Annotated in this window: 15 protein-coding genes; 7 read left to right on the top strand and 8 right to left on the bottom strand. The window is 65.3% G+C overall.

Translation table 11 applies throughout. From position 1 onward, the window contains the following. Window positions 1-16 precede the first annotated feature (16 nt). Window positions 17-1,216 (top strand): ABC transporter substrate-binding protein, encoded by a 1,200-nt coding sequence (locus ABUE31_RS21185; RefSeq protein ID WP_367725747.1) that lies wholly within the window; start codon window positions 17-19, stop codon window positions 1,214-1,216. Between the two features lie 244 nt (window positions 1,217-1,460). Here the strand turns inward: ABUE31_RS21185 and ABUE31_RS21180 are convergent, their stop codons facing one another. The 8 genes from ABUE31_RS21180 to ABUE31_RS21145 all read right to left on the bottom strand — a co-directional run bounded on the left by ABUE31_RS21180 (window position 1,461) and on the right by ABUE31_RS21145 (window position 9,346). Beyond that, the gene (locus ABUE31_RS21180; RefSeq protein WP_367725746.1) at window positions 1,461-1,853 is read right to left on the bottom strand and encodes a GFA family protein; all 393 of its coding nucleotides are present in this window, start codon (window positions 1,851-1,853) and stop codon (window positions 1,461-1,463) included. Between the two features lie 53 nt (window positions 1,854-1,906). Further along, window positions 1,907-2,650 carry an SRPBCC family protein gene (locus tag ABUE31_RS21175; RefSeq protein ID WP_367725745.1) on the bottom strand — a complete coding sequence of 248 codons (744 nt, stop codon included), beginning with the start codon at window positions 2,648-2,650 and terminating at the stop codon, window positions 1,907-1,909. After that, complete coding sequence (locus ABUE31_RS21170; protein WP_367725744.1) at window positions 2,640-3,194, bottom strand: ArsR/SmtB family transcription factor; 555 nt, start codon at window positions 3,192-3,194, stop codon at window positions 2,640-2,642. The genes ABUE31_RS21175 and ABUE31_RS21170 overlap by 11 nt, the downstream gene beginning before the upstream one ends. 146 nt (window positions 3,195-3,340) lie before the next feature. Continuing rightward, complete coding sequence (locus ABUE31_RS21165; protein ID WP_367725743.1) at window positions 3,341-4,084, bottom strand: SDR family oxidoreductase; 744 nt, start codon at window positions 4,082-4,084, stop codon at window positions 3,341-3,343. A 39-nt stretch (window positions 4,085-4,123) separates the two neighbouring features. After that, window positions 4,124-5,302 (bottom strand): hypothetical protein, encoded by a 1,179-nt coding sequence (locus ABUE31_RS21160; protein ID WP_367725742.1) that lies wholly within the window; start codon window positions 5,300-5,302, stop codon window positions 4,124-4,126. An 86-nt stretch (window positions 5,303-5,388) separates the two neighbouring features. Then, the gene (locus ABUE31_RS21155; protein WP_367725741.1) at window positions 5,389-6,360 is read right to left on the bottom strand and encodes a DUF2950 domain-containing protein; all 972 of its coding nucleotides are present in this window, start codon (window positions 6,358-6,360) and stop codon (window positions 5,389-5,391) included. Window positions 6,361-6,380: 20 nt separating this feature from the next. Then, a complete protein-coding gene (locus ABUE31_RS21150) occupies window positions 6,381-7,766 on the bottom strand; it encodes a DUF3300 domain-containing protein (RefSeq protein WP_367725740.1) in 1,386 nt (461 codons plus the stop codon). Beyond that, the gene (locus ABUE31_RS21145) at window positions 7,763-9,346 is read right to left on the bottom strand and encodes an MltF family protein (RefSeq protein ID WP_367725739.1); all 1,584 of its coding nucleotides are present in this window, start codon (window positions 9,344-9,346) and stop codon (window positions 7,763-7,765) included. The genes ABUE31_RS21150 and ABUE31_RS21145 overlap by 4 nt, the downstream gene beginning before the upstream one ends. Window positions 9,347-9,671: 325 nt before the next feature. On the opposite strand from ABUE31_RS21145, the gene ABUE31_RS21140 reads away from it, so the two are divergent. The 6 genes from ABUE31_RS21140 to ABUE31_RS21115 all read left to right on the top strand — a co-directional run. Then, the gene (locus tag ABUE31_RS21140; protein WP_367725738.1) at window positions 9,672-10,595 is read left to right on the top strand and encodes an HAD family hydrolase; all 924 of its coding nucleotides are present in this window, start codon (window positions 9,672-9,674) and stop codon (window positions 10,593-10,595) included. A 224-nt stretch (window positions 10,596-10,819) separates the two neighbouring features. Next, on the top strand, window positions 10,820-11,734 hold the full coding sequence (locus ABUE31_RS21135; RefSeq protein ID WP_367725737.1) for a formylglycine-generating enzyme family protein: 915 nt from the start codon (window positions 10,820-10,822) through the stop codon (window positions 11,732-11,734). A 260-nt stretch (window positions 11,735-11,994) separates the two neighbouring features. After that, on the top strand, window positions 11,995-13,314 hold the full coding sequence (locus ABUE31_RS21130) for an NAD(P)H-dependent oxidoreductase (RefSeq protein ID WP_367725736.1): 1,320 nt from the start codon (window positions 11,995-11,997) through the stop codon (window positions 13,312-13,314). Window positions 13,315-13,316: 2 nt separating this feature from the next. Continuing rightward, window positions 13,317-14,345, top strand: a complete 1,029-nt coding sequence (locus tag ABUE31_RS21125) for a thiamine pyrophosphate-dependent dehydrogenase E1 component subunit alpha (RefSeq protein ID WP_367725735.1) — start codon at window positions 13,317-13,319, stop codon at window positions 14,343-14,345. A gap of 2 nt (window positions 14,346-14,347) precedes the next feature. After that, complete coding sequence (locus tag ABUE31_RS21120) at window positions 14,348-15,346, top strand: alpha-ketoacid dehydrogenase subunit beta (RefSeq protein ID WP_367725734.1); 999 nt, start codon at window positions 14,348-14,350, stop codon at window positions 15,344-15,346. Next, the coding region (locus ABUE31_RS21115; RefSeq protein ID WP_367725733.1) for a biotin/lipoyl-containing protein at window positions 15,346-15,899 on the top strand (554 nt) is incomplete at its 3' end. The genes ABUE31_RS21120 and ABUE31_RS21115, both read left to right, overlap by 1 nt.

The following is a 15,899-nucleotide window of genomic DNA, read 5'->3' as shown; positions in this document are numbered from 1 at the left end:
GGTCGGGGGGAGACGAATGTCACGCGGTCGCATGACCGGACTGCCATTGCTGGGAGTGTTCGTTCCGGCATTGCTGTTCGCTCTCGCTGCCTGCCAGTCGGGCGGCGACATCGCCGATGCGCTCGACCCGGGATCGGGATCAAGCGGAGCGCAGGCGACGCCGGCGCATGGCTCGCCAAGGAAGCCGATCGCGCTTGGCAAGGGCAACATGCATGTGTCGATGCTTCTGCCTCTGTCGGCAGCCGGGCACGCCGGCGAGGAAGGCCGCAAAATGCTTGATGGCGCGAAACTGGCCATGGCGGACATGGGAGATGAGTTCGTCACGCTGACGATCGAGGATACACGCGGAGACGCAGCACTTGCGCGCAAGATGGCGGTCGCGGCGATGAGTTCAGGCGCCAAGGCCGTCATAGGCCCGACGGAACTGCCCGCGGCCAATCACCTTGCGCGGATAACCGGTGACAAGCGTCCGCCCGTACTCGCGCTGGCAGAGAACTTCGCCGGCAGCAAAGGCGTCTACTCGGTCCGTCTTTCCGAGGCCGACAGCGCCGCCGCCGCCGCCGCTGCGCAAGCCGCCAAGGGCATGCGCAAGTTCGTGCTTTTTGTGGCCGATGGCGCCGACTCCGACGCGATCTCCAAGCGCGTTGCCAACAGCCTAAGCATCTACGGCGCCACACTCGCGGTTACGATGCCATACAGGACGACGGGCGCCGGCGCGGAGAAGGCCGTCTCCGACGTGCAGGCGCTGGTCGAGAAGCCGGAGGCGGTGATCGTTGCGAGCGGCGCAACCAATCCTTCGATACTCGCATCGATGCTGCGCTCGAAGGGGCTGCTTGGAAGGAACGTCGCGCTTGTCGGCACAAACCGTTGGCTCGCCCATCCGATCAGCGACCCGCTGCTTGAAGGCGCTTATATCGCAGCGCTCGACGTTGCTGAAATCGAACCGTTCGAAGCCCGCTTCAAATCGACTTTCAACTATGCGCCGGACGTCAACGTCGCCTATGCCTATGACATGGTTGCGCTGACCTCGGGTGTTGCGCGGGCGCTCGGACCCAAAGGGCTCACCCGCCAGGTGATCGAAAACAAAACTGGATTTCGAGGATCGACGGGACTGTTCCGGTTTCGCGCCGACGGAGCGAGCGAGCGCTCGATGCCGCTCTACCAGATCAGGGGTGGTCGCCTGAAACAGGTCGAGAAATCAATCTCAGGCTTCTGATAGGGCTAGGCTTGGGATTCAACCAGCCCGTTCAAGCACTTGCCCGCCGGTCGCGCCGGCGCGTGGACGGAACATCCTCCGATAGGCGCCCATCCTCCTTTAGGCGCCCGGCGTCAGCCCGGTCGCACGCTCGAACAAACGCCGGAAGACGGTTGGGTGTCGTAGCCGACGACGGCGGCTATCTCGTCCGCCGACTGGCTGTCGGCGCTCGTCGCACCCATCGCATAAGTGTAGAATGCGACGGCTATCCCTCGAAACGGTCCGTCGGATCGCAGTCGCGCTCATAGCGTCTCGCCAAGGGAAACGGAGGCAGCCAGGCCTCGCGGCGGACGGTCCAGAGTTCGTAGGTCGGCAGAAAGCGGTCAGGAGCGTCAAACGAGCCGAGGTTCACCTCGATCTCGTCGCCGCTGCGCGCAAATACCGACGAGCCGCAGCGCGGGCAGAAATGCCGCCCGGCATAGTCGCGCGTTTCGCCCTCGACCGTCACCGCCTCCTCTGGGAAGATCGCCGACGCATGGAACAGGGCGCCGTGATGCTTGCGGCAGTCCATGCAATGGCAGATGCCTACCCGGTACGGGCGGCCCGACGTCTCGAAGCGCACGTCGCCGCAGAGGCAACCGCCAGTGATCCGGTCCATTCCGTTCCTCCTTGCTCAGACCGCCGGAACCTTGGGCCGCGCTGCTGTCACGGCTATCCGCAGGTCGCCGGCCCGAACGACAGGTGTTTCGACCACCAACGACGCCAGGCTTCCTGCTCCGCGTCGAAACCGGCCTTGTCCGCCCCGTAGGCGGAGACCGTCAGCGATCCTCCAGCAGGCGCCCCGTCGGCGGGCGGCCGCTCGACGCCGATGACCAGCATGTCCAGAGGCTCGCCGACATGTGCGCCGACCTGGTGCCTCGACAGCCGCAGCACGCGCGGACCGCCAAGCGCGCCTGCGCCGGTCGCGTGCCGGGCGAGACGCCGGCCAAGCAGTTCGAGAAATCCCTCGCCTCCCGCTGTCGTGACATCGCCCGACAGGTGAAACACCCGCCTATCCCTGCCGCGCGCGTGCTCGACCATGTACGCGAGCTGATGGGCAAAACCGATCCATCCCTCGGTCATGTCCTCGTAGACGTCCGACCAGTCGTCGCCGTCAGCAAGGGCACGCACCACCCGGACGATGGTCGCGTCGCCTGCCGACGAGAGCTCGAAACGATCGTCGGTGCCGATGAACGCGATCGTGCGCATCGCTTCGTCGGCTGCGGCGCCCTGCCCGAAAATGGCTTCGATCTCCGCACCGGCGTCGGGGCCGCCCCAGCCGAACCATTGGGCGACCTCAGCCGGGTCGCGCAGGGCGCGCCACACGGTATCGACCGGAGCCGAGATCGTGACTTCGACCAGCACGCGCTCCCGGACGTCCGAGCCGCCCTCCGCAGCATCCGAATCAGTTGACATTCTTCTCCTCCGCAGCGGCGGGCGCCGGGTGCCCGCCGACAACCACGCTGTAGCGTTTCCCGGCCTTGCCCCGCCCGTATTTCGACGCGAGCGCATGCAAGGCGTCTGCGAGGTCGGCTGCGTAGCGCTCGATGTCCGCCGGCCGCGCGAAGGCGATCTCCGTTTCGATGGTGAAGGTCAGCAGCCGCGATCCCTCTTCGGCGGCTGCGCTCTCCATCCTCGACACGTCACGCACCATCCTTGCAGCCGCCTCGATCAGATGCCCGGACGCATAGCGGTCCTGCTTCTCGATCTCGCTCCGCCCGGCCGAACCCAGAATCTGGGGATCGATCACCAGCGCGGACGACGCCGTCGAATAAAGCTTTTCCGCGAAGCCCCGACGCTGCACTTCGCCAACCGCCTGGATCAGACCCGCCTCCTGCAGGCATTTGAGATGATACCCGATCCGCTGGCGGGGCACGTCGAGGCTGCGCGCCAGACGACTTGCCGAGTTTGGCTCCCTCAGCAGTTCGAGCAGCGTCCGCCGCAGTGGCGTCAGGGCCATGCGAGCCTGCTCGATACTCTCCAGTAGCCTTGTATTGTCCGGGGCCATGGCCCAGACTGGAATAGACAGAAAAATCTGTCAATTGAAAAATCTGCGCTCGCTGGAGCGGAAACAGGCCCGCCGAAACCGCGACAGCGGGGCAGAGACTAGAACAGCCCGCCGTCGTCCGTATCGATCACGATATCGAGCGAAACATGGCGCGGCCTCGTCACTGCAAAGAGCACGGCCTCCACGACGTCCCGGGTGGTTGCCCGCTGGCCCTTGTGACGCCGGGCCGCCTCATGCCAGTCGGGCATGCCTGGATGAACGTCGTCGAGATAGGGAGGGTGCACCGCAATCGACCTGATCTTCGTATCAGCAAATGTCTGCCTGAAGCCGTCCGCCAGTGCCGACTGTCCCCGCTTTGCGGCATAGAACGGCACCGAGACTGTTTGCAGGGCGGCGTTAGGCAGGCCGCTGACGGATCCAATCGTGACGACGTCCGGCCGGGCCGACGCCTTCAGAAGCGGCATCAGGCCCTGGGTGAACAGGAAAGTCCCCGTGATCGCCGCATTGACCACCCCAACCACGGCGGCCGCGTCATAGGGCTCGGGGCCGGCTTCCAGCCACATCGCGCCGTTGTTGACGAGCAGGTCGACGCGGCTTTGCGCCGCCTCGATTTCGCGGACAGCCCGCGCCACGCCTGCCGCGTCGGCCAGATCCAGCACCACCGATTGCGCAGGTCGGCCGCCATTCCGGGTTATGGCGTCTGCGACACCGTCGAGATCGGCCCTGTTGCGGCCGCACAGCACGAGGTCGCAACCGGCTTCGGCAAGTGTCCGCGCAAAGGCGGCGCCCAATCCGCGCCCCGCGCCGGTAATCACCGCAACGCAGCCCTGAAGTGCGTCCATTCTTTCCTCCGCCCTCGAGATTCTGTCCGGCGACGGAGGCTAGATCAGCACCAGCTTCTTGAGAACCGAGAAGACTTCCTTGTAGGGCAGCCACGCGGCGCCGGCGATGGCGAAGGGGATCAGGGCGGCCGCAGTAACCGGAACGATCGCCGAGCGGGTTACAAGGAGGGAGGAGAGCTTGCGCGTCGTCTCGAACACCTTGGTGGGATCCGGGACATCCTCCTCAGCTTCGCTGCCGCTGTCGGCCACGACATTTTGACCGAGCAGCTTGCGCTCTGCCGCCCTGTGGTAGCGCGTGGCCTGCGCGCCGAGCAACAGCATGGCGCGCTTCTTCAAGGTCGAAAGCGGCGCAGAAAAGGCCGAAAGCGGATAGGCGAAGAGCAGGAGCACGATGGCAAGCCAGCCGGCCATGACCATGCTGAGTACGGATATCTGGACGTCCCCGTGCACCAGGTTTTTCGCGATCGCCGCGGCGATCACCGAACTCATGCCGAACACGAACAGCATGTAGGCGTTCGGATATTCCGCAAGAAAACCAAGGCCGCCCTTGCCGTCGGGATGGGTGGCCACAAGGCGAAGGTCGAGCCGCGCGATCTTGCGCAGCAGACGGGACCAGACGAAGTGCCTCCACAGCCCCCGGAACAGGAGGAAGAAGCAGAGAGGCAGGCTTACACCGACCGACCACCAGCCTGCGATTGTCAGCCGGGCCCCGTCGGGGCCATGGAGGGCTGCCCAGGAGGACGTGTCGGCCGCGGCGAGCAGAGAATAGGACGAAATCCCGGCACATGCGGCAAGGATCAGCATGACAAGTTCAGCCAGACGGGAATCGCGCTTCTTCAGCGCTTGCGACACCGATGCAACCGCCTCCGGGATCGACGCGGGGTCCAGGAGTGGCGCCCTGAGGAACTGTGTCAGCTTGCTGTGCAACCCGCGTTCCACCTGCTCCTCCGCTAGCATGAAGGCGGTGATGGCGATGAAGAACCTGACCCAGGCGCTGGGGTCGAGAAGATAGGGCCGGATGCCTTCCTCGTGCAAAGAGAGACTGCCGGGAAGGCCGAGCAACAGCGGTACGCCCCAAGCAATCGCCACGAAGATCGCGGCACGGGACCGCACCTTGAGCGTATCCGCGCGCAGCAGTCCAAGCCGGGCCTGCAGTTCATAGAAGGGTCCGCCGTGCGAGGCCAGGAAATCGGTGATCTGCTCCTGCTTGGCGGTCATGGTGTCCCCCCCGCCGCAAGCGGCGACGACGCTCCTGCACGGTTCCCGGCCCCGGGCGACGGGCCCGGGGTCGGCGCAAACACGGGCTAGTCGGTCACGATCTCCCAGGCTTCGTCCGGGTTGAAGCGATCGATGTACTTGACGATGTCCCCGGTGGCCGGGCCGAGGTCGATTTCGTAGACGATGCCCTGCTGGTTGACGGCAAAGGTATGCGCGCCGGTTTCGCCATATTTGGCAGGCCAAGCGATCAGCGCGAAACCGGCGATCATGTTGCCGTTGATGACGTAGTCATAGGCGCCGCCCGCGATGTTGTCGCCCTGCCCCGTCAGGATCTTGTACTTGTAGCCGAAATAGCCGTCGCCTGCCGCGGCAGCGTCGAGTTGATCCTGGTCGAGATCGCCGGCCGGGCTTTCGCCGTTCACATCGTCGGTCGGCCAGTACAAACCATCGGTTGTCCCTTCTGAGCTTATTAGCTTCTGCGCATATTCCTCGACGCCATCGGCGTCGCGGTCGACCGAGGCATAGTCGTCCTGCGCCTCGACATAAGCATGCATCGTCGCGATGGTCTGCAGTTCGTTCTCGCCGACGCGGCGGTTCACCACCTCTTCGAGCCCGGCAAAGGTGTCGAACGCCCAGCCGTCGTCGAACTTCACCAGCGGGAAGGGCAGCGGCCAGAGCTTGTCGCCGATCTGCAGCGTCCGCCTGTCGCCTGCGCTGTCGAGAACAACCCGCTTGGCTGCCCCCTCCTTGATCGCCGCATAGGTTTCCGCGGTGTTCTCGTCCGCCTTGAGCTTCTCAGCGTCGAGGCCGAGCAGTTCCGCGAGCGGGCCGGCGTCGGGCGCCTCCAGCGCCTTCTTGAACGCATCGACGGCAGCCTCCGGCGTTGCGAAGGCCGGCGGTTCGGTCGCCGCCGCCAGCGAGTCGATATCGGGAGCGGCGACCTCGGGGGCCGTCGCATCCTGGGTGAACGCTCCCACCGGGAGCGCTGCGGCAAATCCCACTGCCAGTGCGACTGCGCAGGCCGAGCGGGAAAGCTTGGTACGAAGCATGGTTTTCATGGTCATCTCCTGTCCTCCGCTCAACGCCTGCGTCCGCCGCCATGGCCGCCGCCGCGCCCGCCGCCCTTGTGAATCTTCTTGGGGCCGCCCTTGTGACCTCCGCCCATCGACTTGCCGCCGCGCTTGGAGTTGACCTTGGCGGTCTTGCCGCGGTTGGGGCTGCCGAGGCTCGAAGGCTTCTTGGGACGGTTGTCGATCTTCGCGCCGGCCTTCGGCTTGCCGACGGGCCTGTCGACCTTTGCCGGCTTCGGCCGGTCGCGGTTCACACTCGGCCGGTCGCCGCCGGGGCGCTTGTCGATGCTCGGCCTGTCGCCGCCGGGTCGCTTGTCGAGGTTGGGGCGATTGGTTGCCTGTCCTTTCAGGCCGTCCTGCATGCTCTTGCGCACGTCTTTCGTGCCGCCCGCCTTGCCCGGCACGCGATTTGCGACCTTGTCGCCCTTCTTGATGTCGCGCGCGCGGTCACGGATGGCGTTGTCGCCATTGTTCTTGACCCGGTCCTTGAACTTGTTGCGGTCGAAATTGTTGAATTTGTCGCGGTCGATCTTGATCTTGTCGCGATCGATGTTCTTCCAGTCGACGTCGTTGAAATTGAGCTTGCCGTTGAAGTCGTTGTGGTTGAAGCAGTGGTTGCAGTCGATGTCGATGTCGCCCCCGTTCCAGTGGCCACCCCAGACGCCCCAGTCGTCCCAGTCGACGACGGCGCCCCAGACAGCGCCGGTGACGACGCCCGCGAAGAAGGTCGCGCCGGGATACCAATAGGGCGGATAAGGATCGGGATAGTAGGTGATCGGGGCGGGAACGTAGTTCGGCTCGTAGAGCATCTGCGGCTCATACTGCGGAACGTAGATAACCTCGGGATTGGTCGGCCGGATGACGACGTTGTCGTTCTCCGTCGTCACCTCGACCTTGTCGTCGCTTTTGATGACGCCGTTGGCAACCGCTTCATCGCGCAACTGCTGGATGGCGACCAGCACATCCTTCTGCTGGTAGGCGATTGCGTCGCCGAACTCCTGCGTCCATTGCAGATCGTCGCTCATCATCCGGACGATCTCCGGATAGTTGAGCAGCGAAATCACGCTGCCGTCCCAGTTGTCCTTTGGCTTGAGGCTCTTGTCCTTGTCGTACTGATCGAGGAACCGCGACGCCTCGACGATCTGCAGCGGGTAGAGCGATGCCCCGGAAATCAGCGCGATGAGTTCGTCGGGGTAGAGCGCGATGCGCGCCACGAGGATTTCCATCTCGTCGTCGCTCAGGGGCGCCGGCGAACTCTCCTCGTCGGCCGCGGCGTCCGCGGCCGCCACCTGCTGCTCCTGGGCAAGCACCGACGACGCCGACAGGGCCGTGCCCGTGGCCAGCGTCGCAGCGACGATCAGCCTCGCAATGGCCGTCAGATCCAACACACTCATCTTATGTCCTTCCCTGTTTCGGGCGATCCATCCGCGGATTGGTTTTCAACGACTTCCTGACGTACTCTACTCTGTTCCAGGTACATCGAATAGGCGATGTAATATTTGTATATGTTGCTGACGTACTGGACGGTCTCGCGGCCCACAATCTTCGCTGCGCCGTTCTCGACGTTGCCGAACCAGACGTCCGCATTCAGCCCCAGATCCGCCGCGGCTCGGCGAAACTTCCTGAGATTGCCCGGACCCGCATTGTAGGCCGCGAGCGTCAGAAGCATCCGGTCGAGCGGGGCGAGGTCGTCTCCATCGACATAGGTCTGCGAGAGATGGCGCATGTACTTCGCGCCGGCCTCGATGTTGCGCTCCGCGCTCTGCGCTATGCCCTTTATACCGACCGCCTTGTCTGCCGCGGTCGAGGGGAGCAGCTGCATGATGCCAACTGCGCCGCGTGGGCTCCTGCGGCTCTGGTCGAGCTGCGATTCCTGGTAGCCCTGCGCGGCAAGCAGCAGGGGGTCGAAATCATACTGGTCGGCATATCTTTCGAACAGCAGCAGCATGGCCTGAAACTTCGCAGACTCGGCCGGCTCATAGGCCCGCCGCACCATCCTGTCGCTTCTGTAATATCGCTTCCTGAGGATATTCCCGAACGTCGTGCCGATCTTGTGTTCCTTCACGAAACCCGAAAGCGCGTCTCGCAACAGCGGGCTGTCCTTGCGGATGCCGAGCGCGATGTCGCCGCCTTCCGATATCGCGATGTCGTCGCGGACTTTGATCTGGTCGAACACCTCGGCCCAGATGGCCGCGGTGAAGCGGTCCGCGACAGCCCAAGGAAGAAGGCCGGCATTGACCATTTCGAGGATGTCCTCGTCTTCCAGGTTCTCGTCGATCGGCGCAACGACGATCTCCGGCTTCCCGGCGCGAAGGCGTTCGGCGTTGAGTTCGCCAAGATGCTCGTGGAAGCTGCTGCTGCTGCGCACGTAGATGGTCCTGCCGCCGAGATCGTCGAGCGACGAAACCGGAGGCGAGGCCGGCCCGGTGACCAGCACTTCGCTGACCCCGCTCGCCAGCGGGTCGGAGAAATCGATCCGCTCCCGCCGCGACGGCGTCACCGTCAGGTCGGCCGCCACGATGTCGCCGCGGCCATCGACCAGCGCATCGATCAGTTCGCCGCGCGCGACCGGCACGAACGCGACGTTGAAGCGGTCCACGCTCGCGGTTTTCCGGAATTTCTTGTTCAGCCACGTCTCCAGGGCGCGCCCCAGTTCCACCGCCGTTCCCAACTGGTCGCCGCCGTCAATGAAATAGATCGTCTTGGAATAGGGAACCAGGATGCGGACGAGCCGGCGTTCTTCCATGCTGTCGAGATCACCGGTCCATGCGCGGAACGCGGGCGCCTCCGGCTCCTCGGCGCTCGCCGGCGCCGTCAGCGCGGCGCTGAAGAGACAGAGAAATGCCAGAGCGAGGCACCCTGCCCGCTTCGCCGGCGCTGTCGCCCCGGCCAGAGCATGGAGAGGCGCCTGTATCGCAATGACAAGGACGGCGGATGCCGCAAGCACTATCGACTTGCCGCATCCGGTCGTCATGACCGCCGCGCCCGAAATGAAACGCTCCGTGAAGTATTCGTCGCCATTGCTACTTCGCCGCTACCCTTCGGATAGTGCGCAGAACCAAGTCGCGGTCAAGCGACTTCTGCCGACCAGCGACCGCGGCAGGGATCGCGCATGTCCGACTGCCCTACCCCGCGATGACGACCAAACAAGCCGCAACCATCGGAAGCAAGGCTTCCGGCACCTTGGGGGCAGCCGGTGGAAGCCCCGGCGCCCCGCAGGCATTGACGGGATGACCGCCCGGGCCCGATGGTGTGATCCGGCCGGGAGTGCCGGCGACCGGCAACGTGGTGAGGCGAGCATGAGCGCAGATCCACTTCCGTCGTGGAACGACGGCGCGGCGAAATCCGCGATCCTCGATTTCGTCGCGCGCATAGCCACCCAAGGCAGTCCCGATTTTGTAGCGCCCGCCGAACGCATCGCAGCGTTCGACGACGAAGGCACGCTGTGGTGCGAACAGCCGTTCCAGGTGCAGTTCCATTTCGCGCGCGACCGGCTGGACGCTCTGGCCCGCTCCGACCCCGAACTGAAACGGAATGCGCTGTTCCGGGGCTGCCTCGAGCAGGATCGCGATGTGATCGCCATGTTCGGCAAGAAGGGACTGCGGGAACTCGCCGGGTTCGCGCGTGCCGGCATGGCCGAGGACGAGGTCGCGGCCTGTGCCCGTGACTGGGTCGCGAACGGACGACACCTGAACCTTGGCAGGCCGCTCAAGACGCTGACCTACGTCCCGCAGGTCGAACTCGTCGGATACCTGCGCGCCAAAGGTTTCAAGATCTTCATCGTATCGGACGGCGACGTCGACCTGGTCCGCGCAATCGCCGGGGAACTGTACGGCATCCCGCCCGAACAGGTCATCGGCTCTTCGGCGAGGACGCGACTCGAGTTCAGGGAATGCCGCGGCGAAGTCGTCAGGCAGCAAGAACGCGACAGCTTCGATGGCGGCGGGGCGAAGCCGGCAACCATCCACCAGCATATCGGCCGACGCCCGACCCTGGCGTTCGGCAATTCGGACGGCGACCTCGACATGCTGCGCCAATGCACGAGCGGTCCGGGCGCGCGCCTCGGCCTGATCCTGCATCACGACGACGCCGGCCGCGAGTTCGCCTATGACCGTGACTTCAGGCTCGACCCCCTTGCCAGGGCGCTGGACCAGGCAGACGAATACGGCATCACGCTGGTCAGCATGATGGACGACTGGAACACGGTTTTCGACGACGCCTGAAGCGAAACAGCACGCGACGACCCCGAAACTAACGACAGCGCCCTGCATCAAGAACATCCGCGTCGTGCAGGCCTTTTCGCCCGGCCTCGGTACCGATACCCTGTGCGGCAGGCGCAGGGTCCGACACGCCCGCGCGAACGCAAACGACCAGCAAGCCTGACAGGTGGCAGATGACCGCAGCACCCCAAGCCAACGCTTCCGGCGCCGCTCCTCCCGGGCGGGACATGGTCTGGATAGCAGGCGGACATTTCCTGATGGGGTCCGACAAGCATTACCCCGAGGAGGCGCCGGCTCATCGCGTCGCCGTCGATGGCTTCTGGATCGACCGATACGCGGTGACCAACAGCGAATTCGAGCGGTTCGTGAAGGAAACCGGATATGTGACGGTAGCGGAGCGGCCGGCCAATCCCGACGACTACCCCGACGCACTGCCGGAAATGCTGGTTCCCTCGTCGACCGTGTTCCGCAAGCCGGCCGGTCCGGTGGACATGAGCAACCACTACAACTGGTGGACCTACGTGCCGGGCGCCAACTGGCGGCGTCCGCGCGGGCCGGCAAGCTCCATTGCCAAGCTGAAGGACCACCCCGTCGTGCACGTGGCGCTCGAGGACGTGAAAGCATATGCCCGCTGGGCCGGCGTGCAGTTGCCGACCGAGGCGGAGTGGGAGTTCGCGGCGCGCGGCGGGCTCGACGGCACCGATTTTCCCTGGGGAGATGAACTCGCGCCCGGCGGCGTTCACATGGCCAACACCTGGCAAGGCGAATTCCCCTACCGCAACACGCTCGAGGACCGCTTCGAATACACCGCCCCCGTCGGCTCCTATCCGCCCAACGGCTACGGCCTGTTCGACATGGTGGGCAACGTCTGGGAGTGGACGTCCGACTGGTACCAGGAACACGGCAAGATCGACAGCCCATGCTGCACCGCTTCCAATCCGCGCGGCGGCGAACGCGAAGCGAGCCTCGATCCGCGCGACCCGGCGAAGGTGCCCCGCAAGGTGACGAAGGGCGGCTCCCACCTTTGCGCCCCGAACTACTGCCGGCGCTACCGGCCCGCCGCGCGTATGGCACAGCCGGTCGATACCTCGACTTCGCATCTCGGTTTCCGGCTCGTCATCCGACCGAACGGCGCGAACTGACGGAAACCCTGCGTCCGGCGGTTGCCGGCAGCATCGGGATCACCATCCCCCTGACAGGCTTGTTGTGCTTGCGCCCTGCCCCACCACCTGGCGCCGGCAGGCAATGGCCTCCTTTTTGACACATTTGCTCGGCCCCTCGCCTACCCGCGGATCGCCCGACACGGTTTCCAGAGCTATTTTGCCCGACGTGAACATTTCGCTTGCTTGAAAGACATATGTTCACTAGGGATTGGCGGCCGGAACGAGGAGGAGTTCGCGCGATGACCATCAACATTTCACCAACCGGCCTGGCGCATGACCTGAGGGAACGCGGCAAGTCCGGCAAGCCAATCCGCATCGGGCTGATCGGCTCCGGCGAGATGGGCACCGACATCGTCACCCGCGTCGCGCACATGGACGGCATCGAGATCGGCGCCATTGCCGAACTGAACATCCCCAACGCCGTCAAGGCCGTCGACATCGCCTACCAGGAGAAGGGACATTCGGCGGAAGCCGGGTCCGCCGCCGCAGTGACCGCGGCGATGGAAGCCGGCAAGATCGCCGTCACCGGCGACGCAAGCCTGGTCATCGGCAACGACCTGATAGACGTCGTGATCGACGCGACCGGCGTGCCCGCTGTCGGCGCCGAGATCGGCCTGCGCGCAATGGAGCACGGCAAGCATCTCGTCATGATGAACGTCGAGGCCGACGTCACCATCGGCGCCTATCTGAAGAGCGAGGCCGATCGCCTTGGCGTCACCTATTCGCTCGGCGCCGGCGACGAGCCGTCCTCCTGCATGGAACTGATCGAGTTCGTGTCCGCCATGGGCCACCCGATCGTCGCTGCCGGAAAGGGCAAGAACAATCCGCTCAACATCGACGCGACGCCGCCCGCCTATGAGGAAGAGGCCGCGCGCCGCCACATGAACGTGCGCATGCTTGTCGAGTTCGTCGACGGCTCCAAGACCATGGTCGAGATGGCGGCAATCGCCAACGCGACCGGCCTGGTGCCCGACAAGCCGGGCATGCACGGCCCGGCGGCAACGCTCGGCGAACTGTCCAGGACGTTGGTCCCCGAGAAGGACGGCGGCGTTCTGTCGAAGGTCGGCGTGGTCGACTATTCGATCGGCAAGGGCGTTGCGCCGGGCGTCTTCGTGATCGCCGACATGTCGCACCCGCGCATCTCGGAGCGCATGGAAGACCTGAAGATGGGCAAGGGCCCGTATTTCACCTTCCACCGCCCCTATCACCTGACTTCGCTCGAAGTGCCGCTCACCTGTGCGCGCGTCGCGCTCTATGGCAAGGCCGACATGGTGCCGCTGGCGAAGCCGGTGGCCGAGGTCTGCGCGGTCGCCAAGAAAGACATGCAGCCGGGCGAAAAGCTCGATGCGATCGGCGAGTACTGCTACCGCGCCTGGATCATGACGGCGCCTGAAGCCCGCGCCTCGAAGGCAATCCCCTGCGGCCTGCTGCAGGGCGGTTCGGTCACCGCGCCGATCAAGAAAGGCGACCTGATCACTTACGACAACGCCGCCCCGGCTGCGGGTTCCAAGATCGCGGAGCTAAGGGCACGCCAGGACAAGCTGGTCTACGGAGCATGAGCATGGCCACTGCGAGGAAGCTCGCCGACGAACAGCAGACGAACCTGCCTTTCGCCTACCGGCATTACAGCCAGGAGCAGCTGAAGGACGTTCTGCGCAAGATGTACCTCATCCGCCGCTTCGAGGAAGGGGCCGAGGACAGCTACATGCGCGGCCTGATCCACGGCACGATGCACTTGTCGATCGGCCAGGAGGCCAGCGCCATGGGCATCTGCATGCCGTTGACGGAACAGGACCAGATCACCTCCACGCATCGCGGCCACGGCCACTGCATCGCCAAGGGCGCGGACGTTAAGCGCATGTTCGCCGAGTTCTTCGGCAAGACGACAGGCTACTGCAAGGGCCGCGGCGGCTCGATGCACATCGCCGACGTATCGATGGGCAATCTCGGCGCAAACGGCATCGTCGCCGGCGGCATCCCGATCGCGGTGGGTGCAGCGCTTTCGGCCAAGCGCATGAAGACCGGAAAGGTCGTCATCTCCTTCTTCGGCGACGGCGCCAACAACGAGGGCGCCTTCCACGAAGCGCTCAACATGGCCGCCATCTGGAAGCTGCCGGTCATCTTCGTGTGCGAGAACAACGGCTACGGCATGTCGACGTCGACGGCCCGCTCGACGGCGGTAAAGAACATCGCCGACCGCGCCGCCGCCTATTCGATGCCGGGCGTCATCGTCAACGGCAACATCTTCTCCGAGGTGGCGGAAGCCGCGCACGCCGCGGTGGAGCGCGCCCGCGCCGGCGAAGGCCCAACCCTCATCGAGTCCAAGACATACCGCTACCGCGGCCACTCCAAGAGCGACCGCAACCGCTACCGCACCAAGGAGGAGATCGACGACTGGATCTCCAACCGCGACCCGATCGCGCTGTTCGAGAACGAGCTGAAGGAATTCGGCCTGATCGACGACAAGGGCATCGAGGACATCCGCGAGGCGGTGCGCGTTGAGATCGAGGCAGGGATCGAATTCGCCAAGGCGAGCCCCTCCCCTGAGGCCGCCGACCTCGAACAATTCGTCTACACGGAGATGGCGTAACCATGGACGCGATGCCGCGCGAGCTCAGCTATTCGCAGGCCATCCAGGAGGCCATGGCGATCGCCATGGAAGCGGACAGCCGCGTCTTCCTGATGGGCGAGGACATCGGCGTCTACGGCGGGGCCTTCCAGGTGACGGGGGATCTCGTCGAGCGCTTCGGGCCGGATCGCGTGATGGACACGCCGATCTCCGAGCTCGGCGGCGCCGGCGTCGCGGTCGGCGCGGCGATGACCGGCATGCGCCCGATCTTCGAGTTCCAGTTCTCGGACTTCGCGACGCTCGCCATGGAGCAGATCGTCAACCAGGCCGCCAAGATGCGCTTCATGCTGGGCGGCGAGGTGTCCGTGCCGGTGGTGATGCGTTTTCCGGCCGGCTCCGGAACAGGCGCCGCCGCGCAGCATAGCCAGAGCCTCGAGGCCTGGCTCGGCCACGTGCCGGGCCTGAAGGTCATCCAGCCGGCGACGCCGCACGACGCCAAGGGCATGCTGCTCGCGGCGGTCGCGGATCCCGACCCGATCATGATCTTCGAGCACAAGCTGCTCTACAAGATGAAGGGCCCGGTGCCTGAAGGTCACTACACCGTTCCGATCGGCAAGGCCGAAATCAGGCGCGAGGGCGCGGACCTGACGATCGTCGCCACGTCGATCATGGTTCACAAGGCCATGGAAGCAGCTGAGACGCTGGCCGCAGAAGGCATCGACGTCGAGGTCGTGGACCTCAGGACGATCCGGCCGATGGACAAGGACACGGTCATCGCCAGCGTGAAGAAGACCTCGCGCCTGCTCTGCGTCTACGAGGCGGTGAAGACGCTGGGAATCGGCGCGGAAGTCAGCGCCATGATCGCCGAAAGCGAGGCGTTCGACTATCTCGACGCGCCGATCGTCAGGCTGGGCGGCGCCGAGACGCCGATCCCCTACAATCCCGAACTCGAAAAGTCGGCCGTCCCGCAGACGCCGGACATCATCGCCGCCGCACGCGGCCTCGTTCGCGGACAACGCTGATGCCGGTCGAAGTCATCCTGCCGAAGGTCGACATGGACATGGCGACCGGCCAGATCTCGCGCTGGTTCGTCGCCGAGGGCGCGACGGTCAAGCAGGGCGACCTGCTGTTCGAGATCGAGACCGACAAGGCCGCCATGGAGATCGATTCGCCCGCCGCGGGCACGATCCGCGACATCGTCGGCAAGGAAGGCGTGGATATCGCCGTCGGTTCGCCCGTCGCCTGGATCTATGCCTCGGGCGAGACCTACAAGGAAGCTGGCGCCTCGTCGTCCGTCCTCGCGACGGATCGCGGCGCCGGCGCCGATGCCGCGGCAGCAACCACCCCCCTCACCAGCGCGTCCTCCCAAGACGCTGCCGCGCAGGCCGCGCCCGCCATCCACGCCGTGGACAAGGCCGGCGCGGTCCGCGCGACCCCGCTCGCACGCCGCATCGCCAAGGACGCCGGCGTCGACATCGCGTCGGTCGCCGGGTCCGGCCCGCACGGTCGCATCGTCCGGGCCGATGTCGAGGCGATGGTCGCCGGCGGCAAGGCCGCGCCCGCGGCAAGGGCCGA

Origin of the sequence: Mesorhizobium marinum (assembly GCF_040813675.1) — a bacterium.
GTDB classification, from domain to species: Bacteria; Pseudomonadota; Alphaproteobacteria; order Rhizobiales; family Rhizobiaceae; genus Mesorhizobium_K; species Mesorhizobium_K marinum.
The sequence above is the reverse complement of the archived record's forward strand: the minus strand, read 5'-3'. Positions and strand labels throughout refer to the sequence as shown.